The 26,786-nt window shown below is 64.8% G+C and carries 31 protein-coding genes and 1 tRNA gene; 21 read left to right on the top strand and 11 right to left on the bottom strand.

Annotated elements, in window-relative coordinates; genetic code table 11:
- Window positions 1–51: 51 nt before the first annotated feature.
- Entirely contained in the window at window positions 52–1,515 is a 1,464-nt protein-coding gene (locus RGU41_RS04070) for an FAD/NAD(P)-binding oxidoreductase (protein ID WP_322135614.1), read from the top strand.
- 28 nt (window positions 1,516–1,543) lie between these two features.
- On the top strand, window positions 1,544–1,687 hold the full coding sequence (locus RGU41_RS04065) for a hypothetical protein (protein ID WP_166787303.1): 144 nt from the start codon (window positions 1,544–1,546) through the stop codon (window positions 1,685–1,687).
- Window positions 1,688–2,361: 674 nt separating this feature from the next.
- On the opposite strand, the gene RGU41_RS04060 is transcribed toward RGU41_RS04065, so the two are convergent.
- From RGU41_RS04060 to RGU41_RS04050, 3 genes are all read right to left on the bottom strand, one after another.
- Window positions 2,362–2,658, bottom strand: coding sequence for an SHOCT domain-containing protein (locus RGU41_RS04060; RefSeq protein WP_134447456.1), 297 nt, complete (start codon window positions 2,656–2,658; stop codon window positions 2,362–2,364).
- Window positions 2,659–2,716: 58 nt separating this feature from the next.
- On the bottom strand, window positions 2,717–3,049 hold the full coding sequence (locus RGU41_RS04055; protein WP_322135613.1) for a sulfocyanin-like copper-binding protein: 333 nt from the start codon (window positions 3,047–3,049) through the stop codon (window positions 2,717–2,719).
- A 479-nt stretch (window positions 3,050–3,528) separates the two neighbouring features.
- Entirely contained in the window at window positions 3,529–5,613 is a 2,085-nt protein-coding gene (locus RGU41_RS04050; RefSeq protein WP_322135612.1) for a copper-translocating P-type ATPase, read from the bottom strand.
- 850 nt (window positions 5,614–6,463) lie between these two features.
- Here RGU41_RS04050 and RGU41_RS04045 point away from each other — a divergent pair.
- The 9 genes from RGU41_RS04045 to RGU41_RS04005 all read left to right on the top strand — a co-directional run bounded on the left by RGU41_RS04045 (window position 6,464) and on the right by RGU41_RS04005 (window position 11,657).
- Window positions 6,464–7,057, top strand: coding sequence for a DUF305 domain-containing protein (locus RGU41_RS04045; protein WP_322135611.1), 594 nt, complete (start codon window positions 6,464–6,466; stop codon window positions 7,055–7,057).
- Window positions 7,058–7,197: 140 nt separating this feature from the next.
- Complete coding sequence (locus tag RGU41_RS04040; RefSeq protein WP_322135610.1) at window positions 7,198–7,563, top strand: BlaI/MecI/CopY family transcriptional regulator; 366 nt, start codon at window positions 7,198–7,200, stop codon at window positions 7,561–7,563.
- Window positions 7,560–8,633 carry a M56 family metallopeptidase gene (locus tag RGU41_RS04035; RefSeq protein ID WP_322135609.1) on the top strand — a complete coding sequence of 358 codons (1,074 nt, stop codon included), beginning with the start codon at window positions 7,560–7,562 and terminating at the stop codon, window positions 8,631–8,633. The genes RGU41_RS04040 and RGU41_RS04035 overlap by 4 nt, the downstream gene beginning before the upstream one ends.
- Before the next feature lie 110 nt (window positions 8,634–8,743).
- Entirely contained in the window at window positions 8,744–9,265 is a 522-nt protein-coding gene (locus RGU41_RS04030) for a cytochrome c biogenesis CcdA family protein (protein WP_322135608.1), read from the top strand.
- Window positions 9,266–9,327: 62 nt separating this feature from the next.
- Entirely contained in the window at window positions 9,328–9,720 is a 393-nt protein-coding gene (locus RGU41_RS04025) for a hypothetical protein (protein WP_322135607.1), read from the top strand.
- Window positions 9,717–10,388: a peroxiredoxin family protein gene (locus tag RGU41_RS04020; RefSeq protein WP_322135606.1), complete on the top strand. Its 672-nt coding sequence runs from the start codon at window positions 9,717–9,719 to the stop codon at window positions 10,386–10,388. Before RGU41_RS04025 ends, RGU41_RS04020 begins: the two co-directional genes overlap by 4 nt.
- Complete coding sequence (locus tag RGU41_RS04015; RefSeq protein ID WP_322135605.1) at window positions 10,385–10,669, top strand: hypothetical protein; 285 nt, start codon at window positions 10,385–10,387, stop codon at window positions 10,667–10,669. Before RGU41_RS04020 ends, RGU41_RS04015 begins: the two co-directional genes overlap by 4 nt.
- A gap of 1 nt (window position 10,670) precedes the next feature.
- The gene (locus RGU41_RS04010) at window positions 10,671–10,895 is read left to right on the top strand and encodes a hypothetical protein (protein ID WP_322135604.1); all 225 of its coding nucleotides are present in this window, start codon (window positions 10,671–10,673) and stop codon (window positions 10,893–10,895) included.
- A gap of 165 nt (window positions 10,896–11,060) precedes the next feature.
- Window positions 11,061–11,657, top strand: coding sequence for a DUF3105 domain-containing protein (locus RGU41_RS04005; protein ID WP_322135603.1), 597 nt, complete (start codon window positions 11,061–11,063; stop codon window positions 11,655–11,657).
- 158 nt (window positions 11,658–11,815) lie between these two features.
- Here the strand turns inward: RGU41_RS04005 and RGU41_RS04000 are convergent, their stop codons facing one another.
- The 4 genes from RGU41_RS04000 to RGU41_RS03985 form a co-directional block, all read right to left on the bottom strand.
- Complete coding sequence (locus tag RGU41_RS04000; RefSeq protein ID WP_134447439.1) at window positions 11,816–12,529, bottom strand: GAF and ANTAR domain-containing protein; 714 nt, start codon at window positions 12,527–12,529, stop codon at window positions 11,816–11,818.
- Window positions 12,522–13,214, bottom strand: coding sequence for a GAF and ANTAR domain-containing protein (locus tag RGU41_RS03995; RefSeq protein ID WP_134560796.1), 693 nt, complete (start codon window positions 13,212–13,214; stop codon window positions 12,522–12,524). Before RGU41_RS03995 ends, RGU41_RS04000 begins: the two co-directional genes overlap by 8 nt.
- A gap of 221 nt (window positions 13,215–13,435) precedes the next feature.
- Complete coding sequence (locus RGU41_RS03990; RefSeq protein ID WP_134559357.1) at window positions 13,436–13,774, bottom strand: hypothetical protein; 339 nt, start codon at window positions 13,772–13,774, stop codon at window positions 13,436–13,438.
- A 221-nt stretch (window positions 13,775–13,995) separates the two neighbouring features.
- Window positions 13,996–14,068, bottom strand: a tRNA-Glu gene (locus RGU41_RS03985).
- A gap of 137 nt (window positions 14,069–14,205) precedes the next feature.
- Here RGU41_RS03985 and RGU41_RS03980 point away from each other — a divergent pair.
- From RGU41_RS03980 to RGU41_RS03940, 9 genes are all read left to right on the top strand, one after another.
- Window positions 14,206–14,844 (top strand): MBL fold metallo-hydrolase, encoded by a 639-nt coding sequence (locus RGU41_RS03980; protein ID WP_134447433.1) that lies wholly within the window; start codon window positions 14,206–14,208, stop codon window positions 14,842–14,844.
- Window positions 14,845–15,072: 228 nt separating this feature from the next.
- Complete coding sequence (locus tag RGU41_RS03975; protein ID WP_134447432.1) at window positions 15,073–15,795, top strand: ABC transporter ATP-binding protein; 723 nt, start codon at window positions 15,073–15,075, stop codon at window positions 15,793–15,795.
- The gene (locus RGU41_RS03970; protein WP_134447431.1) at window positions 15,792–17,093 is read left to right on the top strand and encodes an ABC transporter permease; all 1,302 of its coding nucleotides are present in this window, start codon (window positions 15,792–15,794) and stop codon (window positions 17,091–17,093) included. Before RGU41_RS03975 ends, RGU41_RS03970 begins: the two co-directional genes overlap by 4 nt.
- The gene (locus tag RGU41_RS03965) at window positions 17,086–17,784 is read left to right on the top strand and encodes a TetR/AcrR family transcriptional regulator (RefSeq protein WP_134447429.1); all 699 of its coding nucleotides are present in this window, start codon (window positions 17,086–17,088) and stop codon (window positions 17,782–17,784) included. The genes RGU41_RS03970 and RGU41_RS03965 overlap by 8 nt, the downstream gene beginning before the upstream one ends.
- 197 nt (window positions 17,785–17,981) lie before the next feature.
- On the top strand, window positions 17,982–19,274 hold the full coding sequence (locus RGU41_RS03960; RefSeq protein ID WP_322135602.1) for a glycosyltransferase: 1,293 nt from the start codon (window positions 17,982–17,984) through the stop codon (window positions 19,272–19,274).
- Window positions 19,271–21,286, top strand: coding sequence for a right-handed parallel beta-helix repeat-containing protein (locus RGU41_RS03955; RefSeq protein ID WP_322135601.1), 2,016 nt, complete (start codon window positions 19,271–19,273; stop codon window positions 21,284–21,286). The genes RGU41_RS03960 and RGU41_RS03955 overlap by 4 nt, the downstream gene beginning before the upstream one ends.
- Window positions 21,276–22,376 carry a right-handed parallel beta-helix repeat-containing protein gene (locus tag RGU41_RS03950; protein ID WP_134559363.1) on the top strand — a complete coding sequence of 367 codons (1,101 nt, stop codon included), beginning with the start codon at window positions 21,276–21,278 and terminating at the stop codon, window positions 22,374–22,376. The genes RGU41_RS03955 and RGU41_RS03950 overlap by 11 nt, the downstream gene beginning before the upstream one ends.
- Before the next feature lie 465 nt (window positions 22,377–22,841).
- Window positions 22,842–23,750 carry a right-handed parallel beta-helix repeat-containing protein gene (locus tag RGU41_RS03945; RefSeq protein ID WP_322135600.1) on the top strand — a complete coding sequence of 303 codons (909 nt, stop codon included), beginning with the start codon at window positions 22,842–22,844 and terminating at the stop codon, window positions 23,748–23,750.
- Between the two features lie 171 nt (window positions 23,751–23,921).
- Window positions 23,922–24,371 (top strand): universal stress protein, encoded by a 450-nt coding sequence (locus RGU41_RS03940; RefSeq protein WP_134447419.1) that lies wholly within the window; start codon window positions 23,922–23,924, stop codon window positions 24,369–24,371.
- Between the two features lie 23 nt (window positions 24,372–24,394).
- Here the strand turns inward: RGU41_RS03940 and RGU41_RS03935 are convergent, their stop codons facing one another.
- The 4 genes from RGU41_RS03935 to RGU41_RS20725 all read right to left on the bottom strand — a co-directional run bounded on the left by RGU41_RS03935 (window position 24,395) and on the right by RGU41_RS20725 (window position 26,161).
- A complete protein-coding gene (locus RGU41_RS03935; protein ID WP_134559367.1) occupies window positions 24,395–24,721 on the bottom strand; it encodes a DUF805 domain-containing protein in 327 nt (108 codons plus the stop codon).
- Window positions 24,722–24,879: 158 nt separating this feature from the next.
- The gene (locus tag RGU41_RS03930; RefSeq protein ID WP_134447415.1) at window positions 24,880–25,146 is read right to left on the bottom strand and encodes a hypothetical protein; all 267 of its coding nucleotides are present in this window, start codon (window positions 25,144–25,146) and stop codon (window positions 24,880–24,882) included.
- Window positions 25,147–25,346: 200 nt separating this feature from the next.
- Entirely contained in the window at window positions 25,347–25,667 is a 321-nt protein-coding gene (locus tag RGU41_RS20730) for a bacteriorhodopsin (RefSeq protein WP_416173176.1), read from the bottom strand.
- Window positions 25,640–26,161 (bottom strand): bacteriorhodopsin, encoded by a 522-nt coding sequence (locus RGU41_RS20725; protein ID WP_416173134.1) that lies wholly within the window; start codon window positions 26,159–26,161, stop codon window positions 25,640–25,642. Before RGU41_RS20725 ends, RGU41_RS20730 begins: the two co-directional genes overlap by 28 nt.
- A 160-nt stretch (window positions 26,162–26,321) precedes the next feature.
- Here RGU41_RS20725 and RGU41_RS03920 point away from each other — a divergent pair, with 160 nt between their 5' ends.
- Window positions 26,322–26,780 (top strand): MarR family winged helix-turn-helix transcriptional regulator, encoded by a 459-nt coding sequence (locus RGU41_RS03920; RefSeq protein WP_134447412.1) that lies wholly within the window; start codon window positions 26,322–26,324, stop codon window positions 26,778–26,780.
- The last annotated feature ends 6 nt before the right edge of the window (window positions 26,781–26,786 follow it).

Here is a 26,786-nt window from a genome sequence, read left to right as displayed (position 1 = left end):
GGAGTATGGTTCAGATCAACAGCATCGAGGCTGGGATTGAGAGGGTCTGACATGGCACGAGTCGTCATTCTGGGAGCCGGGGTTTCCGGCCACACCGCTGCGCTGTTCCTCAAGCGGAGACTGGGCAGGAAGCACGAAGTGGTCGTGGTGTCACCGAACTCGAACTGGAACTGGATCCCCTCGAACATCTGGGTCGGTGTCGGCAAGATGCGCCCCGACAAGGTGGTGTTCCCGCTCGCGCCGATCTACCGGCGGAAGAGAATCGTCTTCCGCCAGGCCCGGGCCGTCGCACTGCGACCGGACGGGGATGCCGTCAGCCCCCGCGGAGCCGTGGATGTGGTGTACACGGACCCGAAGCGGGCCGGCCAGACGGAACGCATCCGTTACGACTACCTCATCAATGCGACAGGCCCCCGCCTGAACTTCGAGGCAACTCCGGGCCTCGGTCCGGACGCCGGTCACACCGTGTCGGTCTGCACGCCCAGCCACGCCGTCGAGGCAGCTAAACGCCTGGCTGCGGTCATCGGAACGTTGAAGACCGGTCGCCGGCAGACCCTGGTGATCGGAGTGGGCCATGGGACCTGCACCTGCGAGGGTGCGGCGTTCGAGTATGCCTTCAATGTCGAACATGAGCTCCGCGCGGCAGGGGTCCGGGAACGGGCAGAGGTCATCTACCTGACCAACGAGCATGAGCTGGGCGATTTCGGCGTCGGCGGAATGACCTTCAGCCAGGGCGACCGCAGGATCACGAGCGAGGCCTGGATGGAGTCGCTCTTCCGCGAACGGGCGATGAAGGCGATCACCCAGGCCGCGGTCACCGAGATCGAACCCGGCCTGATCCACTACCGGCAGATCGACGGCACGGAGAACACCCAGCCGTTCGATTTCGCCATGCTTCTCCCACCGTTCCGTGGCGTGGGCCTTGAGGCCTTCGATAGGGATGGAGCCGATATCACGGGTTCGATCTTCGCTCCCAGCGGGTTCATGCGGGTAGACGCGAACTACGAAGCCAAACCCTTCGACCAGTGGACGGCGCAGGACTGGCCCAAGACATACCAGACCCCGTTGCACCACAACGTGTTCGGGATCGGGATCGCGTTTGCCCCGCCGCACGCGATTTCCCGCCCCTATGCGACCCCCGACGGCGTCCTGGTCGCCCCGGCGCCGCCACGCACGGGCATGCCCTCAGGCTCCATGGGAAAGGCCGTGGCGATGACCATTTCCGACATGGTCCTGAGCGGCTCCACCGAGCCGACCCACACGGCGTCGATGGGCGACATGGCGGCAGCCTGCATCGCCTCGACGGGAACGGGAATGCTCTCCGGCACCGCGGCGGCCATGTCGATGTCACCCATCGTGCCGGACTACTCCCGGCACCCGAACACGGCCGGCCGAGATCCCAAGGAGACAACCGGCGACATCGGGCTCGCCGCGCACTGGGTAAAGCGGATGCTGCACACCCTGTTCATCTACAAGGCCAAGGCCTACCCGCTTTGGTACCTCATCCCCGAATAACCTGCTTCACCGACCAAGGGAGATCAGCGTGGACGACGCACAGGCACGAATCGATGCAGCGCCGCTGCCCGGGACGGGCGAATTGCGACGACGAAGCAACCCCGTCCTGCAGTTCATCCGCTTCCTCGGCCTGAACTGGACGATGTACCGACTCGCCAAACATCACGACTGACTGTCACCAGATGCGCGGGTCGCGTCGGCGGGGCAACCGCGCCTTCCGTGCGCTAGCCAGGGATACTCGGCGAGCAGGCGCTCTACCGCGTCGACCCCGCCAGCAAGGTAGTCCGCCCACGCCCAACCGGTGCGACCCGGCGCACCGGACTGGGTGGCCCGTCGATCGCGGATGTCGCGAAGCGCCTCGTGGGTATCCTCGTCGGGAGAATACGAAAGGAGACGGATTGCCCGACGCACCTCGGCAAGGGCCGCAGCCATTCCTTCGAAATACTTCAGGCTCTGCAAGCGGTCAGCGCCGCGCGAAAGAGTGCAGAGCGACTGGCCACCGGAGACGGCAACCAGTCGCTGATGTGTCTCGCTCTGAAGCCTGAGTGCGGAGACGATGAGTGCCTCCCTGCTCGTCAACACTCGTTCGAAACCCCTCGCGAAGACGGGACGGTGCTGGTTAGTTGCAGGTGCAGCGTTGGGCGGGCGGAACATCGGCCATCACGCTGGCCACATGCTCGCCGCATCCAGCCCAGGTGATCTTGTTGCAACGGTCGCAGCGGACGGGACTACACATGGGTTTCTCCTTCATTGATGAAACGGAAGTACCAGTATACCCCGGGGGTATCGGATTACATCAATGATCTTGTCAGATTACGAACGGTCCCTAAGATTCCTGATCCTTGTCTAGCGCTTTCCATCGCCGCCGTCGGCACCGGACGATGGAATGCCAAGCACTTTCAGCTGTTCTCGATATTGATCGGCGCTCAGATCGCCGGCTGCGAAGCGCTCGTCCAGAATCTGGCGAGCCTTGCTCGGCTGCACGGCCCCTTCATCGCGCGACGTTGCCGCCCGCTGATCGTGGTGCTGTACCGAACCGCCAAAGGATCGGACCGCCCAAATGGCCAACAGCACGATGCCGACGACGACCAACAACCCGAAGGGCCATCCCCACGCCATGTAAGACCCGTTTCCCCACATCATATTTTTCTCCCTTGCTCTGTTCTGTTTCGATAGCTCAAGAATTCGCGTGTTCGTCGAGTCAGAACACGATCAGTTCCTGGTACATCCCCGCGGCATAGTGGCCTGGCAGGTTGCAGACGATCTCGTATCGTCCCGGCGCCAGGTTGAGCGTCACCCAGCCGGCGCTCCCGGGAGCGATTCCGGAGCCTTCACCGGCGTTGCACGTTGCGGAGGCCTCGCCGAGACTCTCGGTCTCGTCGACTTTATTTTCGCTGGAGGTCGGCCTGCTGCCCGCGACCTGCGAATCCGTCAGCGGAAGGATGACCAGTTCGTGGCGGATGCTGCCCTCATTAGTGGCCAGGAAGGAAACGACTCCTGAGCCGACACGGGATCGATCGATGCTGAGACTCATGGTCCCGCGTGGCATCGTTCGATTCCCCGTACTCTTACCCGTCATCCCGTTGTCAGCGCCCATCCTCGAGTTGTTGCCCATCATGGGGCCGCCCATGCTCCGCAGCGACACATTCACAATGGATCCCGCTAGTGGCGGCTGCACGCACGACGATCCGGCCGAGTTACCAAAGACTGGCGCGCTCCCGTTCGTGGCGGTGACGACACCGACGGACAGCCCAGTCAGGCCGACGATTGTCGCGACAGCTCCAGCGATCGCCGTTACGACGAGTGCGTTCATGCGCATTTTGCTTCTCCTCTGACGATTTCGTTGAGGGTGTCCACTCTGCGCGCCCCGTATGCAGGACCGTTGGCGAGCGTGTGGAGACTGTATGGAGGATTGACTCGGGGGCTTACTTGCTGGAAGGCGAGCGTTGGGATGTTGTCCGGCTATCCGGCCTCATGGTTGGAGCCAAGTCCTGGTGATGGGATGGTTCATCCTCAGGGATTCCCTGCAGGCCGCGGCAGGCGTAGGCGCTTGAGCATCAGCGCGTTGACGGCGACGATCACGCTGGAGCCGGACATCGAGATCGCCGCGATCTCGGGGCTGAGCCGGATTCCGAATGCGGGGAAGAAGACGCCGGCCGCGATCGGCAGGGCGATGGCGTTGTATCCGATCGCCCAGCCGAGGTTCTGCCGCATCTTCCGACCGGTTCCCTTCCCGATCCGCAGCGCGACGAGGACGTCCAACGGATCGGACCGCATCAACACGACATCCGCCGTCTCAATGGCGACGTCGGTGCCGGCACCGATCGCGATCCCGAGATCTGCCTGCGCCAGCGCCGGGGCGTCATTGACACCGTCGCCGACCATGGCAACCCTCTTGCCTGCAGCCTGGAGTTCCGTGATCTTCGCCGACTTGTCTTCGGGCAGGACCTCCGCGATCACGGTATCGATCCCGAGCTGGGAGGCGATGCGTGCGGCGGTGGCTTCGTTGTCTCCGGTGAGCATGACGACCTGGATTCCCGCGTCGTGCATGGCCGCGACGGCTGCCGCAGCGGTCGGGCGCACAGCATCCGCCAAAGCCACTACTCCGGCCACGTTGCCGTCCACGGCCAGCAGGACAGCGGTATGTCCAGTCGACGCCAGGGCCTCACGCCGCGCGCTCACCGGCTGGATATCGACGCCTCGAGCGAGCATCAATTTGCGGTTGCCGACGAGCACGTGGTGCCCGCTCACCGTCGCCCCCGCCCCGTGCCCGGGTACGTTCTCGAAGCCGACGGCGTCGCCAACGGTCACACCCCGTCCCGCAGCGTAGCTGACCACCGCAGCGGCGAGCGGATGCTCCGACTCGCGCTCCACGGCGGCAACGAGTCCGAGCAGCTCGTCTTCGTCCATGCCGATTGCGACGAAGTCGGTGACTTCCGGCTTGCCCTGGGTGAGGGTGCCGGTCTTGTCCATCACGACGGTGTCGATCCGTGCGGCCGTTTCCAGCGCGGTCGCGGTCTTGAACAAGACGCCGCGCCTGGCGCCAAGTCCGGTCCCGACCATGATCGCCGTCGGGGTCGCCAGCCCGAGCGCGTCCGGGCACGTGATGACGACCACGGTGATCGCGAACAGCATGGCCGTGGGACCGGTTGCGCCCGAGAGCAGCCAGACAAGGAGGGTGGCGATTCCGCCGATCAGGGCGACCAGCACGAGCCAGAACGCCGCCCGGTCGGCCAGGCGCTGGCCGGGAGCCTTGGAATTCTGGGCCTCCTGCACGAGCGCGACGATCTGGGCGAGTGCGGTGTCCGCGCCCACCTTCGTCGCCCGGACCCGGAGGGTGCCCGTGGTGTTCACGGTGGCGCCGATCACCGTGGAGCCGGCCGTCTTGGCCACGGGAAGACTCTCACCGGTGACCATGGATTCATCGATATCGGAATCACCGGACTCGACAACGCCGTCGGTGGGGACCTTGGATCCCGGGCGCACGAGCATCAGGTCGCCCGGAACAATGTCCGCGGTGGGAATTTCAACGGGTTCGCCCTCGCGAATCACGAAGGCCTGCGCGGGGGCCAGCTCGAGCAGGGTGCGGACGGCGTCATTGGCGCCGCCCCGTGCCCGCATTTCGACCCAGTGCCCCAGCAGCACAAAACTGGCCAGGACAGTGGCGGCCTCGTAGAAGACGTCGCCGCCGCCGGTCAGGGTGACCACGACGCTGTAGAGCCAGCCCGATCCGACGCCGACGGCCACAAGCACCATCATGTCGAGCGTTCTCGCCCGAAGCGCCCGGTAGGCGCCGTCGAAGAAGATCCATGCAGAGTAGAAGATCACCGGCAGTGAAAGGATCAGCGCTGTTATGTCGTCACGGAGCCCGAACGGTGCCTGAAAAGTGAACCCGATGACCTCGCGGCCGATCGGCGATAAAAGCGTGATCGGAACGGAGAGGATCGCGGCCACCAGGAACCGGTTGCGCATATCCCGGATCATGCTGCTCATCGTCATGGTGCCATGGCCGCCGCCGTGCCCCATGGCGTCTTGCCTCGTCGTGGTCGTGGCTGCCGCATGCGCATGCATGATCCTGGTCTCGGCCGATGGGCTCATATGAACGATCCTCTCGAGGAATTTGCTGGTACTCGACACTGTTTTTCTCGGTGCCTACATCATCAGCATATACCCCCCATAGGTATGAGCCCCATGGTGACCTCGGGCTGTCTCTTCGCGGAATCAGGTGGGCCCTCTCAGACCGCGCGGAGCATCCGTTGACTACAGTGTGAGCATTGCCGCCTCCGGACGGCACGGGAAGGAAGGGAACGCCATGGTGGAAGCTCAGCCGTGCAGTCGCGCGTTCACAGCCGCCGCGCAACTGCGTCTTTCGCTCCTCGGAATCCTCTCGCTTGCAGCCATCGTTTTCGGAATGGTAGCGATGCATGCAGGGATGGCGGCAGAATCCGAAGCCTCACCGCATTCCCACGCGATGTCTGACCCGCATTCGAACATGTCAGTCCTCAGCGCAGGGGGGTCGGACTTCGAACTGCCGTCCGCCTCGATTTCCATGGCATCTGCATCTGGAAGGTCGCACCTGCCGTCGACTTGTCTCGGCATGTGTTCCACCGATTGCCTTATGACAGGGTCCGCGTGTGCCGCCGGACTCATCGCGCACTCCCCCAATCCTGTAGCCCAGCACGCAATTGCCCTCGTTGCCGACCGCTCCGCCGTGCGCGCAGCACCCACTCTCCCGCTGCGCCTCCCTCCACAACGACCGCCCTCGCTGACGGCCCTGTCGATTAGCCGCGTCTGATCAATAACCGGCTGTGAGCCTCCACCTGGTGCGGCGGACTCTCCCCATTCCAGCAATTTCCGTGTCTCGCTGCATCCGCGAGCACACTCGCCGTCTCCGGATCTTCTTCCGCTGACGACAATCACGACCCTTGTTTGACAGATTGGACTCCCCTTGATTTCCCTACGCATTCCCCTCCTGACCGCCACCGCGCTAGCCGCAGCCATCGCCCTGTCCGCCTGTTCGGCCGGTGCCACCACGGCCGGCGGCGCCAGTGCATCCGCATCCTCCGCCCCCGCCGCATCGACAGCGGTGTTCAACGATGCCGACGTCTCGTTCGCCATGCCGATGGTCGACCACCACCAGCAGGCGATCACCATGGCCCAGACCATGCTCGACAAGACCGGGGTCGATCCACGCGTCACCGCTCTCGCCGAGCAGATCAAGGCGGCCCAGGGGCCGGAGATCACGATGATGAGCTCCTGGGTCACAGCCTGGGGTGCGACCGCCACCAGCATGCCCGGAATGGACATGAGCTCAGGCTCCATGACCGATGGGGACATGGCCGCGCTCGACGCTGCGACCGGTCCGGCCGCGGACAAACTGTTCCTCCAGCAGATGATCCAGCACCATCAGGGCGCGATCGACATGGCCGACGTCGAGCTCAAGGACGGGCAGAACCCGGAAGCACAGGCATTGGCCACGAAGATCATTGCCGACCAGACGGCGCAGATCAGACAAATGCAGGACATCCTCGCCACCCTGTAGCCGACCCACTGACAGGCCGCGGAGCGTCAATGGCACTCCGCGGCTCCTGGCCGCCTAATCACCTTAGGTGACTACGATTGACGTGAACTCCCATTTCCGGTCGGTTCGCGAGGGACACCAATTTTCGAAAGGGCTCGACCATGGCAAAGTTCGGTGATCTGGAAAACGCGATCATGAACGAGGTCTGGCAGGCCGAGAACCCGCTCCTGGTGCGGGAACTCCTCGACAGGCTCGATCGCGGGCTCGCCTACAACACCGTGCAGACGGTCACCGAGATCCTCAATCGCAAGGGCTGGCTCAGCAAGGAACGGGACGGCCGCGCATTCCGCTATGGTCCCGCGGCCACCCGGGACGATTATGTGTCCGGACTCATCCGCGAGGCGCTGTCCTTCGCCGACGATCGGGCGGCAGCACTCGTGGGCTTCGTCGACGAAATGCCCGACGACGAAGCAGCCGAACTCCGCCGTTTGCTTTCCGCCGCACAGGACAACGAGCCGGAGTCATGATTGTCGCAATCATCCTGACCGTGTACGCGATAGCGCTCTCCCTTGCCGTCCCCCAGCTCCTGTTGCGCGCGAACTGGGTCGATCGCGCGCCTCGGCTCGCTATCGCGTCCTGGCAGGCCCTGACGGTCGCGGTCGTGGGCTCGCTGGCCCTCGCTGGCCTGTCCTTCGCGATTCCCATCGCCGGCCTTGGCGGACAGGGCATCATCGACGACCTCCAGGCTTGTGCAATGGCGCTGCAACAGCAGTATTCGACGCCGGCCGGTGCCGCCGTCGGTATTGGTGGGGCGCTGCTGGCCGGCGCCGTCATCACTCGATCCTTCTGGGGCCTGGCATCAACGGGCGCCCGGATGTCACGGGAGCGCAATGCACATCGTCGAGTTCTGGACATGGTTGGTCGCCCGGATTTCGATCGCGATATCGTCATCCTCGATTCCACGGAAGCGGCGGTCTACTGCATGCCGGGAATCCACCGGCGCACTGTAGTCACCACGGCCGCGCTTCACGCTTTGACGGACGAGGAGCTCATCGCGGTTTTGGCCCATGAGCGCGCACACCTCACTGAACGGCATGACCTCGCCCTGGCATTCTCCGTGGCACTGTCGCAGGCCTTTCACGGGCTCCCGCCTTTCCGGCTGGCTGCGCGGGAGACTTCTCGCCTGGTTGAACTTCGTGCCGACGATGTCGCTGCCGCACGAACTCACCGGCTCACGGTCGCGGCGGCGCTCCTGGCCGTCGTAGCCGTGCCGCCGCATGCAGTGCCGGCCGTCGCACTCGGAGCCACTGGAACCGGGGCTGCGGCCCGCGTTCGCCGACTCCTCCCTCCACGCCAGTCTCTGGGTCGCGTCCCCGCGTGCGTTGCAGCGGCCGCGATCGCGCTGCTGCTGGTCGCGCCTGGACTCGCCCTCGGCTGGCCGGCCGTGACGAGCGCGGACCACGCGTTGTGCCCCGCCGAGCCGGAAACCAGCCTGTCGGCGTCCCTTTCTTCTTCCGGCAGCGCGCCTGCGCCCGCGCCCGCCGCGCATGCCCCGTGTGCCGTCGACAGCATGGACGAGGGTCGCTTCTCCAGCTGACTTTCAGCTTCGGCACGCCAGCTAGACAACTGCATCACCATCACCTAATCTCCTTAGGAGGATAGGTGAATGTCCGCGCAAGACGCGGCCCGAGTGAAGGCGACGAATATATGGAAAATCTACTGTTCGGCGGCACCCTGCTCGCCGCCTTCCTGGGCGGCCTGGTTGCCCTGCTCGCGCCCTGTTGCGTGTCGGTGATGTTGCCCGCCTACTTGGCGTCGGGCATGCGTCGGCGTTCCGGCATCGTGGGAGCGACCCTGGTCTTCGCTGCCGGGGTCGCGACCATCATCGTGCCGATCGGGTTGGGAGCAACAGCCCTGATCGGCCTGATCTCCGGCCAGCACGCCATCGTCTTCACGATCGCCGCCACGGCAATGCTGATCGGAGGAATCGCAATGCTGTTCGGCTGGAAGCTGCAGCTTCCGATGCTCGCCCGCCGCGTTCCCGCCGGTCACGGCCTCGCCTCGGTCTACGGACTCGGCGTGTTCTCCGGAGCGGCCAGCTCATGCTGCGCTCCGGTACTGATCGGCGTAGCGGTCCTCTCCGGCGCAACGGCTTCGTTCCCCGCCGCCCTGGCCGTTGGCCTCACGTATGTGGCCGGAATGGTCGCCCCCTCGCCGTCCTGGCGCTGATCTGGGACCGCAGGGACTGGGGCTCAAGCAAGTGGCTTCAGGGACGCCAGATCACCCTGCGTGTGGGTCGGTTCAGCCGTAGCCTCGCCGTCGGCAGTGCCGCCTCCGCCGTCCTACTCATCGTGATGGCCATCCTCACCTATATCCAGGCCGCCGTCGGACCCGGCATGACCTCAGGCGGCTGGCTCGCCCAGTTCGGCGCCGACCTCCAACACAGTGTCTCCGTCGCGACCAAGGCGCTCGCCTGGCTTCCCGGCTGGGCCGTGGCGATCGTGCTGGTTGCCTCCGGCGGCTATTTCGTGTGGCGCGCCACCCGCCACGCGGAGCCGAAGCCCCCGGAACCAACCCGGGCAACACCCGACGGGCCGGCTCAGTCCGCCGACTCTGAATCCAGCTGCTGCAGCGATGCAGCCCTCGAAACCCCCGCACGCACAGGACAGGACACCACCAAATGAGTTCCGCCCCCAAAAACACGCAACAGTCCCCCAGCATCCGGTCCCGCCGCCCCGGCTGGTTCGGCTGGATCACCGGGCTCCTGATCGCCGGCATCGTCCTCGCCGGCCTCTACAGCGTCTTCGCCAGCGCGAACGCCCCGAAGACGGCAGCCGCCGGTACGACGACGCAGTCGTCGTACGACGTCGGAACCCCCGGCATCGGTCAGGTCGCACCAGGCTTCACGCTCGCCGACAACTCCGGCGGCCAGGTGTCCCTGGCCGACTACTCCGGCAAGAATGTGCTGCTCTTCTTTCAGGAAGGCCTGGCCTGCGAACCATGCTGGACGCAGATCACCAGCCTGGAAACGGACGCCGCGAAGCTCCAGGCCGCGGGAATCGACGCCGTCGTGTCCATCACAACCGACCCGGCCCAGCAAATCGCTCGGAAAACCACCGACATGGGCCTGAAAACCCCGGTCCTGTCCGACCCCGACCTGGTCACTTCGAAAAAGTACCACGCCAACGAATTCGGCATGATGGGCACCAGCACCGATGGCCACAGCTTCATCCTCGTGGGACCCGACGGCACCATCAAATGGCGCGCCGACTACGGCGGAGCTCCGAAGTACACCATGTTCGTGCCCGTCGACCAGCTTCTCCTCGACCTGAAGACCGATACGACGTCATGATCACCCTGACCCTACTCACTCAAAGCGACTGCCCCTCCTGCATCGCAGGAAAGAGAGTACTTGCCGAATTGTCCGCCGAATTCGCCCTCCAGATCGACGAGGTCGACGTGAACAGCGACACCGGCCGCTCGATCGCCCGCGAGCAGCGCCTGGCCTTCACCCCCGGGCTCATAGCCGACGGCCGGCTGATCGCGCACGGGCGCCTGTCGACCCGCGCCCTCCGGCGGAAATTCACCACCATGGTCAAGACCACCCAACCAACCCAACCAGAAGGATCCTGACATGCAGCAATTCCTGTACATCCTCCCCGCCCTGATCTGCCCCGTCGGCATGGGCCTGATGATGTGGTTAATGATGCGCGGACGCGGCCACGGCCACGGCCACGGTAAAACCGTCGACGGTCCCGAAGAACAAGAACTCGCCCGCCTGCGCGCCGAAGTCGCCGCCCTCCGTCCACACGCCGCGGCATTCGATGAACGCCACCCCGGCACCGGACCGACCGCGTGATCAAGGCGCTACAGGACACCATCGGGTATATTTCACCTGACCCGAAGGACAGCTGACATGCCTCGTGAAATATCCGACCACTCTGACGATCACTCAGCCAATGAAGGTCACGAATCTGCGCCCGCGACTGTCGAACAGCAACGAGCCGTTCGCCGGGCAGAAAAAGTGGAGACACTACGGCGCGAACAATCCAAAGCGAAACGGAACCGGAAGATCGGAATCGCCGCAGCCTGGTCCGCTGCAGGGATCGTCGTCATCGTCATCGTCCTCGTCGTCACAACCACCGGCGCCCCCAAGAACGCCGCGGCACCGACATCCGTTGACGGCGTGCAGACCTTTCCAAACCAGACATCCGAGCACGTCACCGGGACCGTGAAATACGACCCGCTGCCACCGGTGGGTGGAGACCACTCCGTCACTCTCCTGAACTGTGGCGTGTATTCCGAGAACGTCCCCAATGAGAATGCGGTGCACTCTCTCGAGCACGGCGCCGTCTGGGTCGCCTACGACGCTTCAACGGTGACGGGTGATCAACTCGCAGCGCTGCGCAAGGTGATCCCCTCCACATACGCGATCCTCTCTCCGTTCTCCGGTCTCCCGTCGTCGATCGTCGCATCGGCATGGGGCGCGCAGCTCGACATCAGCGACCCTTCCGACCCCCGGCTCGCGGCATTCATTGCCCAGTACCGCGGGGCCACAACCGCTCCGGAACCGGGTTCGCCCTGCACCGTCGGCCTTGACGGTCCCGGCAAAGTGTCCTGACCCAACGCGATCCGGATCCCGCTCGATTGTCTTCCGAGCGACACACATCGGGTTCGGCTCGCCAACCAGGAGCACAGCATCGCCTGGACCCCTTCAGGCGATATGCGTCCGGCCCCTCACCGCGCGCGAGCCACCGAGGCGAACTCGGGCCGGAGGCCTCAGATCACAAGGGTCTGGTCAACGAGACCTTGGGCCACTCTCGACAACAGCAAGCGGTTGGTTCGGGCGTACGTCCGCAGCAGGATGAACGCTTCCTCCATGGAGATGCCGCGAGAGTGCGCAAGCACGCCTTTGGCCTGTTCGATCACCACTCGGGACGTCAGTGCGTTGGTGAGCTGTTCGCGAACGGACATGCTTTCCCGAAGCGTGCGTTCCTGCAGGATTCCAATCGTGGCCACGTCGGCTAGCGCCTGTGCGGCTCGAACGTCTCGGGGCGGCAAGGCTCCGGGAACGCTGGACAGCAGGTTGAGTGCACCGATCGTGGTCTCGCGCAACCGCAGTGGTATGGCGAAGACGGCAGCGAATCCCTGTTCCCGGGCGCTGTCCCGAAAACGTTGCCACTCGGGAGGGCTGTCCTCAACGTCCGGCAGCGATACGACAGAGCCTGTCGTGAAGGATTCCACGCAGGGGCCCGCACGGGCACTCAATTGCATGACTTCGACGAGCCTGCTCGCCTCACTGGTCGAGGCGATCACCTCCAACTCGCCGTCGGCATCCGCCAGGAGGATGCCCGCCGCCGAGATGTCGAAGAGATCCGCGCAACTCTCGACCAGCGTCTGCAGAAGATCGACCACGTCATAGTCGGCCACGAGGGTGTCGGCGAGGGTCGCGAACGTGTCGATCAAGCGATCCTCGCGGGTGCTGTCAATCATGAGACCCTTCGATCTGCTTTTCGTTCACGGCAAAGCTCAATCGACGGTCGATGATCTCGGCTGAAATGTCGAGCATGGATCGTCCGGCGGCGAACGCATGTCCCTGGATCACGAGGAAGGCATCCGTGGCGGGAATGCCCAGCTGCGCCAGGACCATGCCCGTGGCCTGATGGATCTCCCGACGAGAGAATGCCCGCCGGGTGGCCGTGTCGGCCTCACCCACGAGGTCACTTTCGGACAGCCGGAGAGCTCGAGAGAGAACCATCCGGCTCACCACGGTTGCGAGGATCTCGATGTGCCGGATGTCTTGCTCACCGAGGCGAAACGGGTGGTTCGTGTACAGGTCGATCGCCCCGATGCGCAGCGGGCCCAGCATCAATGGAAAAGCAAAGAGCGCACCGAAATCTTCGGCGATGATTGCTTCCGAAAAGGCCGGCCACACGTGGTTGGGCCGTTCACGGATGTCCGGCTCCAGGACTGGCGCCGCAGTCTCCAGCGCGTCCCAGCACGGGCCCTCACCAAGATCGAATTGCAGCTCGTCGAGCCGGAACGATTGCGCGTCGCTCGCGGAAATTGTTTCAGCGGCGAGAATGTGGCCGAACGTGGAGATGGACAGCCCGTCGACAGGCAACAGAGCCAGAAGGGGCTCATACAGGCGCGATTCGTCACCCGTCAGAGCGTTCAACGAGTCCTCCGTCGCGGCTAGTCGGTCAGGCATCGACATCGCACCCGCGATTCTTACTACCTGCTTGGTTCACGCGCCTCCGTTGCATATCCGCAACGTACTCCACCGACTTCGGAATAACATCAATCGGCACAAACAGATTCGCATCGTCACGATCCCGACCCCCGTTGGCTACACCAGGGAGACGTGCCGTTCGCGGTCTGGCACCTACTTCGTCATCATCAGAGATCGTCCAGGTCCGGGTCACTCCATTCGCAGTCCGGGACTGCGATCGTTTCCAGGTACCCGTTCTGGCTCGGGGCGGAAGCCAGCACTTCGAGATTCGAGAGGTGAGTGACGGTCTCCGACGCATCGGGTTCAGGCCACGGTGATTCTTCTGGAATGACCAGGAACGGGCTTGCCGGTGCGAGGAGCAACGTTGCAGTCACGATCGTGCCGTTGATGAGAACAACGGGAATGCGCGCGACCGCGGAGCAGCTCTTGACATTGAGGACGACCAAAAGGGCAACGAGTGCGTCACCGATTCGATCTGCCGTCAAGAACGAGGCGCCACCGAACATAATTCGTCTCATGCTCCCACGCTGAACTCGTTTGCGGCCGGGCACAAGGCCTTGCACGCCCGTGCTGGGCTTGGGGCGCCTGACAGTGTCGCAACGGCCCTCGATCAGATGGCCTGCAAATCGGATATTGCCAGAATATTGCCAAACCCGAAAACGACCCTTCCGGGGCGCTTAAACAAGAAAGCCCGGTTCCCTCTATTTTCAAGGGAACCGGGCAATTGTGACCCCAGCGGGATTCGAACCCGCGTTACCGCCGTGAGAGGGCGATGTCCTAGGCCGCTAAACGATGGGGCCGTTTTTGCAACTTACCGAGTATGCCACACGGATCGGGTCCGCTCCAAACCGAGCAGACGACACGGCACGTCGTCGGCTTGCATCACCCGGCCATCTGGGTATTAGCTCGGTCCAGACACCCGACAGAACGGACCGAAATGAAACTGACCAAGCTCGAGCACGCGGCCCTGATCGTCGAAGTAGCGGGACGCAAGCTCTACATCGATCCGGGTTCCTACACGACGGCAGTGACCGACACGGCACGGGCGGATGCCGTCGTCATCACACACGAGCACCCGGACCACTGGACCCCCGAACAGCTCGACCGCATCATCGCCTTCAGCCCCGATGTGCGGATCTTCGGACCGGCGGGGGTCGTCGCAGCGGCATCGGGATACCCCGTCGAAGTCGTCCACGACGGCGACACCGTGACGGTCGGCGAGTTCACCCTTCGCTTCTTCGGGCGCACCCACGCCGTCATCCACTCCTCGATCCCCGTGATCGACAACGTGGGCGTGCTCGTCAACGACCGGTTGTACTACGCCGGCGATTCCTTCACGGTCCCGGCAGGAGTGGATGTCGACACGCTCGCCGTTCCGGCCGGCGCGCCCTGGTTGAAGATCAGTGAAGTGATCGACTACGTGCTCGCCGTGAAGCCGCGCCGCACCTTCCCGACCCACGAAATGCTGCTGTCGCGCGCAGGCAAGGACCTCTCCAATCTGCGTATCACCGCGGCGACCGAACAGGTCGGTGGGGAGTTCTTCGCCCTCGAACCGAACGAGACGCTCGACCTCTGAACCGCACCGGCCGACATCCGCTGGCGTGACACCCGGAATGCACGTCGTACGCTGGGATGACTGGGAGATGAATGTCGGCTGGTTCCCAGTCGTCTCCCAGCGAGCGCCGTGAATGTGCAGCTACTGTAAATTTATTGTCTGCGCACTGTTTTCGCCAGCATCCGCTGGCCATGACGGCTTCCGCGGGTCGAGCGAAGCGCTCCAGCCACCCAACGAAGGAAAGCCAGCATGAGTGTTCCCGTCCTGTCCGCGCAGGTCATAGGCAAGTCCTATGGCAGTGGAGCCAACCGCTTTGATGCGCTCAAGGGCGTTTCCCTCGACATCCAGGCGGGCGAGTCCGTCGCCATCGTCGGCAAGAGCGGCTCGGGCAAGTCGACGCTCATGCACCTTCTCGCGCTCCTCGACGATCCAGACTCCGGCGTTCTCCTCGTCGAAGGCACAGATGCCAAGAAGCTCAAGGCGAAGGAACTCAACCGGCTCCGCAACCAGGACTTCGGTTTCGTGTTCCAGCAGTTCTTCCTCACCGCGAATGCGACTGTGCTGGAAAACGTCGTCCTTCCCCTCACGATCGCCGGCGTCGGGGCCAAGGAGCGCAAGTCCCGCGGCATGGCCGCACTGGAACAGCTCGAACTGGCCGACAAGGCCAAGAACAAGGCGAAGAACCTTTCCGGTGGCCAGAAGCAGCGCGCGGTCATCGCGCGCGCGCTCGTGAACAACCCCAAGGTCATCTTCGCCGACGAGCCCACCGGAAACCTCGACTCCGCCACTGGAGCCGTCGTGGAAGACATCCTCTTCAAGCTCAACAAGGAGAACGGCATCACGCTCATCATCGTGACCCACGACACAGAGCTCGCAGCCCGCTGCGACCGCCAGATCTTCATCCGCGATGGCCTCGAAGAGACCGCCGACTCCCCCACGGGAACCCACAAGAGAGGCGGGGCCCACTCGTGAAGTTCCTCGATATCGTCCGCTCCGCCATCCAGAACAGCTTCCGCAACAAGCTCCGCACCGGTCTCACCGTCGTCGCCATCTTCATCGGCGCCTTCACGCTGACGATCACGAGCGGCATCGGCACCGGCGTGACCGCCTACATCAACGGACAGGTTTCGGCGATCGGCGCCGCCGACGTGCTCACCATCACCAAGGCAGCGGATGCGACGGCCACGGCCAGCGACGGACCGGCTGCCTACGACCCGAGCAAGTCCACGACCGTGAGCCTCGGCAACGGGTCGCGCCCCGGCTCGACCATCCAGGCGCTGACCACGGCGGACCTCGCGAAGATCAAGGCGACCGCAGGCATCCTGAGCGTCGACCCCGCCGTGCGGGTTTCGCCGGACTACGTCGAATATGCCGGAAACGGAAAGTTCGAGCTCACGGTCAGCCAGACCGGGACCATCACGACGGCAGACCTCGCCGCGGGGGCTCAGCTCGACAACAGCAGTTCGAGCGACCAGCTCCTCCTGCCGACGACCTACCTCGACAACCTCGGCTACGCGGACGCCAAGGCGGCCGTCGGCACAACAGTCAGCATCGGCATCACCGACTACACCGGAACCCAGCAGACCGTCACGGCCACCGTCGTCGGCGTGCAGAACGAGACGCTCCTCGGCAGCGGAGCCGGGCTCAACCGGAGCCTCGTCGCCCACCTGCACACCGTCGCAACCACCGGTGAGCCCGCTGGAGTGTCCGCCGGCTATGCGACCGCGGTCGCGCACTTCGACGTCTCGGCGACGAAAGCACAGATCACCGCGATCAAGGATGACCTCAGCGCGCAGGGCTACTCCTCGCAGACAGTTGCCGACACGATCGGCGCCTTCGAGACCGTGATCAACGTCATCATCGGCGTGCTCAACGCTTTCGCAGTGATCGCCCTGATCGCCGCGGGATTCGGCATCGTCAACACTCTCCTGATGAGCGTGCAGGAACGTACCCGCGAAATCGGGCTGATGAAGGCCATGGGCATGAACGGCGGCCGCGTCTATGCCCTGTTCAGCATGGAGGCGGTCTTCATCGGCTTCCTCGGCAGCGCACTCGGCGTCATCGCGGCGATCGGTGTGGGTTCGCTCATCAGCAACCTCCTCGCGAACGGGATATTCTCGGCCCTGCCCGGTCTCCAGGTCGTGCAGTTCGCTCCGGCCTCGATCGCCATCATCGTCGGCGTGGTGATGCTGATCGCGTTCCTCGCCGGCACCCTGCCTGCGAGGGCCGCCGCACGTCAGAACCCCATCGACGCGCTGCGGTATGAGTAGCTCCGCGGCATCCACGCAGAGCACCCCCACCGGCCCGGGGCCCGACGAGGGGCTGCGCGCCCGCAAGCGCGCCGCCACCCAGGCCGCGCTCGAAGCAGCCGCGATCAGCCAGGCCAGTGAACACGGGTACCACCACGTCACCGTCGACATGATCTGCGAAGCAGCCCAGGTCTCCCAGCGCACCTTCTTCAACTACTTCGCGACGAAGGAGGCCGCCTTCCTCGGAGCGTCCCCTCCCATTCCGTCCGAGGGCGCGGTGAAGAGATTCATCACGGGCAACGGTGGATCCGTGCTCGCCGAACTCGTCCTGATGATCGAGTCCGCGATTGTCGCGAGCGAGCCGGACCGCGACGTTCTCCGGGCCAGGCGCACGCTCATCGAGAACACCCCCGAATTGTTCTCAAGCGAGATCATCCGTCTTGCCGAACTCGAAGACCGGCTCGCGGGCATCGTCCTCCAGCGTTTCGAGGCCCGCGGGCGCACGGAGGCGACCACGCCGGACATTCTCGACGAGGCGCACATGGTCGTCGGTCTGGCGGTCAGCATCCTCCGCTTCGCGATGCGCAAGGCATCGGAATCCGACTACTCCGCCGATCCCCGTGCCATCCTGCGCCATGCCATCGGGCTCGTCGAGCGCATCACCGGGGTCAATCCGTTCACAACGGATGCCCGTGAACCTCGGAGAGACTAGCTCACGGTAAGAGCTCCCTGTGTATCCACACAGTGCGGTTGCAAAACGTGAGGAATTGTCTACTTTGGTTCAGTAGAGACCTCACGCCGCGCTACTGAGTGCGAACGGAATGTCGCAACTGAATCACCGCACACCTTCGACGAGTCAGCCCGTGGTAACGCTGACCAGCACAATCGAGCACAAGGAACCCGATCCCTATGCCACCAGAAACGACAGTGTCCGCTGACCCCGGCTACGCGTTCGACTGGGGCGCCATCGGGAATGCGGTTGTGCACGACGCGGCAGTCGTGGTTTCCTATTTTCCCCTGGCGATTGCGGGAACCATCGTCTGGGGACTCTGGCTCTACCGCTTCATTCTGTCGCATCGGGCCCCGCCGATCGTCACCGACTTCCGGACGTCGACCTCCGTGATCGTGCCCTCATTCCACGAGGATCCGGACATCCTGTTGAGCTGTCTCGATACGTGGCGGGCCCAGAATCCCGACGAGATCCTGATCGTGCTCGACGTCGCGGACGTCGACACCTACGAACGCATCGTCCGGATCGGCGATCCACGTGTCCGGCCGATCCTCTTCCACCACGTCGGCAAGAGGTCAGCACTCGGGGCCGGGATCAGGGAGGCGAGGCACACCCTGCTCGTCCTGACCGACTCCGACACCTGGTGGGAGCCTGACCTGCTCCGGAACGTGCAAATGCCCTTTGAAGACCCCTTGGTCGGGGCGGTCGGCACCCGGCAGAACGTCTACCAGAGCGGCACGAGCGTCTGGCGACGGATCGCAGACTGGCTGGTCGACCTGCGCTACCTCGACTACGTCCCCGCCATGGGACGGGCAGGGGCTGTGCCCTGCGTGTCCGGACGGACCGCGGTGTACCGCCGTGCCGCGGTCCTGCCCGTGCTCGACCATCTCGAGAACGAATTCTTCCTGGGCCGACGCTGCATCTCCGGCGATGATGGCCGGCTGACGTGGCTCGTGCTCGCCTCGGGCTACAAGACCGTGCACCAGGCATCCGCGCGCGCTCTCTCGATGTTCCCGACCGGCTTCCGTGCGTTCGTGAAGCAACGCGTGCGCTGGAGTCGCAACTCCTACCGGTGCTACCTCACGGCCATGGCCAGGGGCTGGCTCTGGCGGGTACCGTTCATCACCAAGGTGACCGTCCTGCAGATCCTCCTCACCCCGCTCACGATGGGTATCACCCTGTTCTACCTGGTCTTCAGTCGCCTCGAGTTGAGCGTCGCCGGGTTCGCGGCAGCCATCGGCTGGCTGCTTCTCGGCCGCGGCATCCGTGGGATCTCACACCTGCGCCGCCACCCGAAGGACCTGTTGCTCCTGCCGCTGCTCGCCCTCGCCGTCATCCTCGTCGCCCTCCCGATCAAGACGTATGCCCTCGTCACCATGAACAAGCAGGGCTGGCTCACCCGCCACAACGACACCATCGGCGGTGACGGCCAGGACGCGCGCACCCTTACCCAGGCGGCGGTGGCCCCGTGACCCGGACCAGGGTTGCGCCGGTCCGGGTTCCCCGCACCCGGACACCGAGGGTGACGGTGATCGCGAGCAGGCACCGCCAGTCGGGGCGTCCTCCCGGCGCACGTTTCGTGCTGCTGGGCATGCTTGCCGGCATCCTCGCCGGGGTACTCGCGGCAGCGCTCATCCTCGTCGCAACGGGAGTGTTCCGCTCCCCCACGAGCGCCTTCGGGCGGGCCGAGATCGCGCGCAACGGAAATGTCCAGGGCGTGCTCTATCCCGGAGACCCGACCCGCGAGACGAGCCTCGTGAACGCGGAGAAGGCCCGGCTCAGTTATGTCCGCAGCGTCTCGGCATCCGCCCAGTGGCGGGTCGCCGGGATCCAGGGCCCCTACCGACTCACCACGGGCAGTTCCGTGACTCTCGTCCTGCCGGCCCGTGCACAGCCCTACCTCGTGTCCGACCTGCTCACCCTCGCCCCGACGACCTTTGTGCGGCAACCGGACGGCGGTTATCTGCTCTCCGAGAACATCGTCGTCCTGACCGGCGCGACCCTGTCTCTGACCGCGACGGATGGGCTCACCCTGCGGCTCCGCAGCGACCCGAGCACGTTCGTGTCCGTGATCGGACTCGGCGGCTCCGTCCTCATCAACGGCACGGCGACGGCCCCCGTGGCGATCGAGAGCTGGAACACCCGGACCGGGGCGGTCGACACCGACACGTCCGACGGTCGCGCCTATCTCCGGATGATCGACGGCACGGTCTCGGTCGGGCACGCGCGCATCGCGAACCTCGGGTTCTGGAGCGGGGAGACGGGCGGGCTCGCGCTCTCAGGGACGGATGCCTCCGGTACGGACACGTCAGGAGCCGACGGCTCGGTCACGGCGGATGCTTCCGGCACGGCCGATACCTCCGCCCCGGCCGGCGCAGGCCCGCTCGCAGGCGCCCCTCTCGCCGGCGCCCCCGTGCTCCCTCCCGAACTCCTGCGTGCTCCCGCCGGATCCGTCGCCTCGAGCGGGCCCTCCGCAGCGACCCTGTCCGCCGGGTTCCAGGACGTCACGATCGACGGCAACGCCTTCGGTCTTTTCATCACGCACGCCGCCGGCGTCACCATCACCGACACCCGGATCATGAACAGCCTCGTCGACGGCCTCGTCTTCCATCGGTTCGTTACCGACACGACGGTAACCCGGACGAGCTCCGTCAACAGCGGCGTCGACGGATTCACGGTGGCCAGATCGAGCTCGGGGATCATGTTCGACCAGATCACCGCAACGGACAACGGGCGTAACGGAGTGTCGATCGACGGCCGCTCGCTGGCCGACGGTCCGAGTGCCATCGGAACCGGTGTGGAATCCTTCGGTTCGAGTACAGTGACCCGCAGCACGGTCGAAGACAACCGGAGGTACGGGATCGAACTCAGCGGAGGTCAGGCGCTCGGGGTGTACTCGAGTCTCATCGCACGCAACGATATGGGCATCGTGCTCGACGACGGGGCATCGGGTGTCGTCGTGGCCGGAAACACCCTGAAGGACCAGGCCCGCCAGTCGATCGCGATCCGGGACCGGGTCACCGACACGAGTGTGCGCAACAACGCGATCAGCGGCAGCCAGACCGGCGTGTACGTTCGAAACGCCGGTGCCAGTGTCACCGACAACACCATCCGAGCCGTCTCCAACCACGCCGTGAGCCTCGTCGGGGACGCCAGGTCGGTGAGGGTCGTGAGCAACGCGCTCTCGGGCTCCGGCGCCGTTCCGGTGTGGGACGAGACCTCGTCGGGGGCCGTCGTCGCAGGCAACAACCTCGCCGGCTGGCAGCGCGCGACGACGGCAATCACCGTTGCGCGGTTCGTGTTCCAGCCACTCACCGTGGTCTGGCTGTTGCTCGCGCTGTTGCTTCTCGTGACGGCACTCACCCGCAGCGGTCCCCAGTTCGGTGCGATCCGGCATCCGTACGCCGAGCGTGTACCGCTCACGTCGCTCTCACGCGGCATCGTTTCGCGCGAGTCCGTCGGCGGCGCCCCTGATGCCCGATAGCGACGACCGGGCGGATGCCCCGGCGCGCCGCCGCACGCCGTCGCGCCTCCAGTGGGTGCTCACCGTCGGCATCCTCGGCCTTGCGATCATCGGCGTCGCCGTCATGGCCATCGTCGCCATCACCGGCCAGACCCAGAACATCACCCAACCCACCTCACCCCCGTCGACGGCACAGGCTCCTCCGGTACCAGAGACCGTGGCCGGCTGCCCGCCGTTCACGGTCACGGTGACGACCGCGCGCGAGCTTCAGGCGGCCCTCGACGCTGTGAATCCCGGGACCGTGATCGGTCTGGCCCCCGGCGTCTACCAGGGCACCTTCACGCTCCGCAGTGGAGGCACCGCCGATGCGCCGGTTGCGCTCTGCGGCACGGCAGGGAGCATCCTCGACGGTGGCGGCGTGCAGGGCGGATACGTGCTTCACCTCGATCGGGTCGCCTACGTGCACCTGGTCGGGTTCGCCGTACGCAACGGCCAGAAAGGCGTGATGGCGGACCAGACCCGGAACTCGCTCATCCAGGGCCTCCAGGTATCCCAGATCGGCGACGAGGCGGTGCACCTCCGCAACAACAGCACAGACAACCGCGTCGCCGACAACCAGATCAGCGACACCGGCCTCCGCCGGCCGAAGTTCGGTGAGGGCATCTATGTCGGAACGGCCGAGAGCAACTGGTGCGACGTGAGCGGGTGCGAGCCGGACCGGAGCGACCGGAACACGATCATCGGCAACAAAATCTCGGCGACGACCGCGGAAAGCGTCGACATCAAGGAGGGCACAAGCAACGGAATCCTCCAGCAGAACAGCTTCGACGGTTCGGGAATCACCAGCGCCGATTCCTGGGTCGATGTCAAGGGCAACGGCTGGATCATCGATGGCAACACCGGCGTCAACTCGCCGATGGATGGGTTCCAGACGCATGAGATCCTCGACGGCTGGGGTGTGGGCAACACCTTCCGTAACAACGAGGCCACGGTGAACGGCCCCGGCTACGGCTACGCGCTCAAGCCGGCCAACAACAACGTAGTCGAGTGCAGCAACACGTCCGCCGACGCCGGCGAGGGTTCCTCGAACGTCCGGTGCGCCGACGGTTGACCCCCGGGAAAACCAAATGTTCATTTGAGTTTTCCTCAGGACCGTGTATCGTCGTGTGAACTAAACGTTCCAAGTTTCCGGCAGCATTCTTGCCGTAATCTGCAGGCTGCTGTTGATCCCCGCCCCGCCTCTGCCATCGTGCACGCGACCGGTTCGGCTCCTGTCTTATTACAGGGTGCTGCCGATGTCACTTGCCTTATTCTGTCGACGCTTTCGTACCGTCGACGACGTTCCGTAGTGCCCTGTCCACTCCGACGGGGAGTTGTCGATCTCGTGGTCCACCCGAGGTTCGACCGGTTAGGCATTCTTCCTGTTCCACACCACAGGAAGCTGCTGATTTCGTGCTCCACTCATTCACCCACCCGTCCCGCTCATTCCCACTCTCCCCCGACACCCGGCGACTTTCGCCGCGCTCGCATCGCCGCAGCCGCCCTCCTGACCGGCGCCGTCGCGGTGGCGGGGGTCGTGCTCACCCCCGGACCGGCCCACGCCGCCACGGTCACGAACGTGTCGACATCCGCTCAGTTGAAGACCGCACTCGGCAACGCGAAGCCCGGCGACACCATCCACCTCACGGACGGCACCTACACCGGCAAATTCGAGGCCTCCTCCGTCGGAACAGGTGCGGCGCCGATCACCCTCACCGGTTCACGAGCCGCCGTGCTCACCACCGGGTCGACCGGTTCCGGTTACGCTCTGCACGTCACGGGAGGACACTGGAACCTCACGGGGTTCCGGGTCGACAAGGCCGCCAAGGGCATCGTTCTGGACGATTCCGACTACACGGTCATTTCCAGCGTCGACGTCGGACACATCGGCCAGGAGGGTGTGCACGTCCGCCACAGCAGCACGAACGTCGTGCTGCGCAACTCCTACGTGCACGACACCGGACTCACCTCGGCGAGCTATGGCGAAGGCGTCTACGTCGGCAGCGCGAACAGCAACTGGAGTTCTGTCATGGGCTCCTCGTCCAGCCCGGACAAGTCCGACAACGTGCTGATCCAGGACAACCGGATCGAGGACAACCCCGCGGAGGCGATCGACATCAAGGAAGGCACGACCGGCGGACGCATCACCGGCAACACCTTCCGCCATTCCGGCTACTCCGGCGACAACTCGGCCGATTCCTGGGTCGACGTGAAGGGTAACGGCTATTCGGTCTCGGGCAACTCCGGATCCTCGACCCTCGAGGACGCGTTCCAGGTGCACTCCGTGCTCTCCGGCTGGGGCGGCGGGAACGATTTCGCCGGCAACACGGTCACCGGCGGCGTCCCCGGCTACGAGGTCAACAACGCCTCGAAGACCGCGGGCAACGTGGTGCATTGCAAGACCTCCGGTGCCGGAAGCGGCCTCACCAACAAGGGTTGCAAGTAAGTCTCACGCCTCCGCACGGAGTTGCGGAGAAAACACATTCCCACCCCCACCGAGGTGTTTTCTCCGCAACTGACCGACCGCCCAGTGGCACCTCGCATTGACCGCGCGACGCAATGGCCGCATGATGGCCACACAGGGCGAGCCGTCCTGCCGAGAGAGCGGACGAATCCCATGAGTGACACCGGTGCGTTTCAAATTGTTGTGGGCGTGGATGGATCAGAGCCGTCAGTGAAGGCGCTCGAGTGGGCGATCGTCGAGGCGAAGCTGCGGAGCGCAGAGCTCACCATCGTCACGACGTGGTCGTATCCGATCATGGCGGGGACCCCGGGAGATATCGTTCCAGAAGACTCCTTCAAAGAGGTCTGTGAGCGCATCCAGGCCGAGGCTCTCACAGCCGCGACCGATGCCGGCCTCACCGCGACAGGCCGCATCGTGCGCGGTAGTGCGGTCACCGTGCTCCTGGAGGCCGCCGAATCCGCCAGTCTCCTCGTCGTCGGCTCGCGGGGCCGCGGCGGCTTCACGGGCCTGCTGATGGGGTCGGTCTCCAACCAGCTCGTGCATCACGCCGCGTGCCCCGTGCTCGTCGTCCGGTCGAAGCGCGCCCCGCTGTCCCAGGGGTGACACCAGCGCCCGGGGCCCTGTGACTATCTACTCGGCCGGCAGAGCAGCACGATCAGGATGATCACACCGACGATCGGGAGCAACAGGAACCAGAGCCATTTCCAGGAGAAGCCCGCATCCCGCAGGCGCCGGACCGCGACTGCGAGGAACGGCAGCACGATGACCACGATCCAGAGCGTGGAGAACAACCCGAACGCCGACGTGGGATTGATCGTCGAATCCAGGGTGCTGAGCGCGAAGTCGACGATCGTCACGAAGAGCACCCACCACCAGTACTCTGAGCGGCGGGCGACTCCGGTGAACTGGCCGTATTGGCTGAACACGGACGAGATCGCTTGGCCGAAGGTCATTGGGGTTCCTGACTCAGAAGATGGATGCCGGTGCTACCGGACGTCCTTTCATCCTCCCAGATTCCGGCTAGCGGGTCTTGAGGTGGCGCATCTTGACGATGCTCACGGCGCCGGCGCCCGCAACGCCGTGCAGGCGAACGTGGACGTGATCACACGCGCTAGGTAATCCTGAAGGCCGCCATGGCGTTGTCGAGGAACTCACCGAATGGCCGCTGCTGATCCGACTCAAGCCACGCCACGCGTGCCGCCTGAACGATGGCCGCAGGTCGAGGGTCGCTCGCAGTCACGCTCCCGGCGAGCCGGGTGACCACTCGCCCGACGAGCAGCTCCTGCACCCGCTGCATCTTTTCGAGGTAGCGAGCGTTCAGCTGGGCGCTCCCCCGCACGATGCGCTCCATCGCATGGTTCGTCACCGGTTCGTCCACGGGCTTAGACCGCCCCGCGCCGGGTGTTCTTCGGCGAGATGGCCACGCAGGCCGTGCCCCACCTGCTCAACCAGCGTCTCGCCGAGCTGGCCGAGTGGAACCCCGTGTCGCTCCTCGCCGAAGGCAAATAACACCGTGGCGACCGTGCGGGCACCCTCATCAACCGAGCGATGCCCGCAGGTGAATCGCCGAGGACGGAGTCAGGAGCGGGTCGCGACCTCATCCCGCGAAAGCTCGATTCCGGCGAATGTGGGGTCGTCGTCGAAGGACTTGATGCGAGCCACCTGGTAGATGATCAACGCATAGACCGCCTTGGCGAGAATATCGGCGACGGAATAGCCGACCTGCTTGTAGACCCAGGCATCCGATCCGGAGATGTTGAGCAGCGGCAGCAGGTACGCGATCGGGTAGACGCCCCAACTGAGCAGGAGCAGGAACCGCAGCTGGCTCAGGATCTTGCGGACACCGGTCGGCTGCTGGTCGAGGGACTTGCTCAGTTGGACGAAGAGCACGAAGAGGATGTAGGCGAACGGGATGGTTGACAGCAGACCGAACAGTCCGCGAAGGCCATTGTCGCCGCTGATCTCCCCGGATAACCGAGGATGATCATGAGCGCCGCGGCGGGAACGAGCCTCCGCAGGAGCGCCGACTGGACGGACCGCACGAGGGCGAGTACGGCGACGAGCTCGACGAGGAGCAACGGAACGGTGAGGAGCCAGTCGACGTAGCGGTAGCCCTCGTTGAAGCCGGCGCCGACGGCCTGAGAGTAGTCGCCCGTACCGCCGACGGCATCGGTCACGAACGCCGCCTTGAACGAGTCGAAGATGCGGAAGTAGTGGTAGGCGGCGATGCCGCAGACCACGATGGCCACCGTGATGGCCTGGCGGTACCGCGGCAGGATACGAGGCAGGGCGATCACGAGGAAGACAGCGGTGAAGAGCTGCGCCGCGATGACGAGCGACAGGAAGTTGTAGACGGTCTCGTACTGTCCGTGCGAGAGGATATCTGGAATCATGGCGTACTCCGTAGAAGTTCAGCGTTCCCGAGATAACTTAGTGTTTCAATTACATAGTAAGTAAGCTAAATCGTCAACATCTTTTTGGCCCGATTTCGCTAGGATCAGGTACACCAGTCGTGACGACACAAGGCTCGCTCCAGCGCAGGCCGGAGGAAACATGGACCACTCGGAACGGCCCCCGCACACGCTCAGTGGCTTTCCGGCCGCAGCTACCGAATTCGTGAGCGCCCTCGACGGCAACCGCCACCGCATCGCCGAGCGCGCCGGCGTCTCCGGAACCGAACTCCGTGCGCTCTTCCGGATCGCACGGATGGGGTCCATCACTCCGAAAGACCTCGCAACCCACCTCGGAATGACGACGGGAGCCGTGACAGCGATCTCCCGCCGCCTGGTCGACATCGACCTGCTTCATCGAATCGACCACCCCGGCGATCGCCGCAGTCTCTACCTGGAGCTGACTCCCCACGGACACGACGTCATGGGCGAGATCCACCGCGACTTCACCGACATGCTGTCGGCCTCCACCACGACACTGGACGCCGCGCAGCTCGAAGCGTTCACCGCTGCGCTCGCATCGGTAGCCGCTGAGGTGCGGATCAGATCGGCACAGCTCTGAGGCCTG

The organism is Cryobacterium sp. 10C3 (genome assembly GCF_034314285.1).
In the GTDB taxonomy this organism is placed as follows: domain Bacteria; phylum Actinomycetota; class Actinomycetes; order Actinomycetales; family Microbacteriaceae; genus Cryobacterium; species Cryobacterium glucosi.
This window is presented reverse-complemented; position numbering and strand designations above follow the sequence as displayed.

What these genes read in the sequence shown, in the direction of transcription:
- RGU41_RS04070 (WP_322135614.1), top strand. Translation starts at nt 52, where the DNA reads ATGGCACGAGTCGTCATTCTGGGAGCCGGGGTTTCCGGCCACACCGCT.
- RGU41_RS04060 (WP_134447456.1), bottom strand. Translation starts at nt 2,658, where the DNA reads ATGATGTGGGGAAACGGGTCTTACATGGCGTGGGGATGGCCCTTCGGG.
- RGU41_RS04055 (WP_322135613.1), bottom strand. Translation starts at nt 3,049, where the DNA reads ATGAGTCTCAGCATCGATCGATCCCGTGTCGGCTCAGGAGTCGTTTCC.
- RGU41_RS04050 (WP_322135612.1), bottom strand. Translation starts at nt 5,613, where the DNA reads ATGAGCCCATCGGCCGAGACCAGGATCATGCATGCGCATGCGGCAGCC.
- RGU41_RS04040 (WP_322135610.1), top strand. Translation starts at nt 7,198, where the DNA reads ATGGCAAAGTTCGGTGATCTGGAAAACGCGATCATGAACGAGGTCTGG.
- RGU41_RS04035 (WP_322135609.1), top strand. Translation starts at nt 7,560, where the DNA reads ATGATTGTCGCAATCATCCTGACCGTGTACGCGATAGCGCTCTCCCTT.
- RGU41_RS04030 (WP_322135608.1), top strand. Translation starts at nt 8,744, where the DNA reads ATGGAAAATCTACTGTTCGGCGGCACCCTGCTCGCCGCCTTCCTGGGC.
- RGU41_RS04020 (WP_322135606.1), top strand. Translation starts at nt 9,717, where the DNA reads ATGAGTTCCGCCCCCAAAAACACGCAACAGTCCCCCAGCATCCGGTCC.
- RGU41_RS04015 (WP_322135605.1), top strand. Translation starts at nt 10,385, where the DNA reads ATGATCACCCTGACCCTACTCACTCAAAGCGACTGCCCCTCCTGCATC.
- RGU41_RS04010 (WP_322135604.1), top strand. Translation starts at nt 10,671, where the DNA reads ATGCAGCAATTCCTGTACATCCTCCCCGCCCTGATCTGCCCCGTCGGC.
- RGU41_RS04000 (WP_134447439.1), bottom strand. Translation starts at nt 12,529, where the DNA reads ATGATTGACAGCACCCGCGAGGATCGCTTGATCGACACGTTCGCGACC.
- RGU41_RS03990 (WP_134559357.1), bottom strand. Translation starts at nt 13,774, where the DNA reads ATGTTCGGTGGCGCCTCGTTCTTGACGGCAGATCGAATCGGTGACGCA.
- RGU41_RS03980 (WP_134447433.1), top strand. Translation starts at nt 14,206, where the DNA reads ATGAAACTGACCAAGCTCGAGCACGCGGCCCTGATCGTCGAAGTAGCG.
- RGU41_RS03975 (WP_134447432.1), top strand. Translation starts at nt 15,073, where the DNA reads ATGAGTGTTCCCGTCCTGTCCGCGCAGGTCATAGGCAAGTCCTATGGC.
- RGU41_RS03965 (WP_134447429.1), top strand. Translation starts at nt 17,086, where the DNA reads ATGAGTAGCTCCGCGGCATCCACGCAGAGCACCCCCACCGGCCCGGGG.
- RGU41_RS03960 (WP_322135602.1), top strand. Translation starts at nt 17,982, where the DNA reads ATGCCACCAGAAACGACAGTGTCCGCTGACCCCGGCTACGCGTTCGAC.
- RGU41_RS03950 (WP_134559363.1), top strand. Translation starts at nt 21,276, where the DNA reads ATGCCCGATAGCGACGACCGGGCGGATGCCCCGGCGCGCCGCCGCACG.
- RGU41_RS03940 (WP_134447419.1), top strand. Translation starts at nt 23,922, where the DNA reads ATGAGTGACACCGGTGCGTTTCAAATTGTTGTGGGCGTGGATGGATCA.
- RGU41_RS03935 (WP_134559367.1), bottom strand. Translation starts at nt 24,721, where the DNA reads ATGACCTTCGGCCAAGCGATCTCGTCCGTGTTCAGCCAATACGGCCAG.
- RGU41_RS20725 (WP_416173134.1), bottom strand. Translation starts at nt 26,161, where the DNA reads ATGATTCCAGATATCCTCTCGCACGGACAGTACGAGACCGTCTACAAC.
- RGU41_RS03920 (WP_134447412.1), top strand. Translation starts at nt 26,322, where the DNA reads ATGGACCACTCGGAACGGCCCCCGCACACGCTCAGTGGCTTTCCGGCC.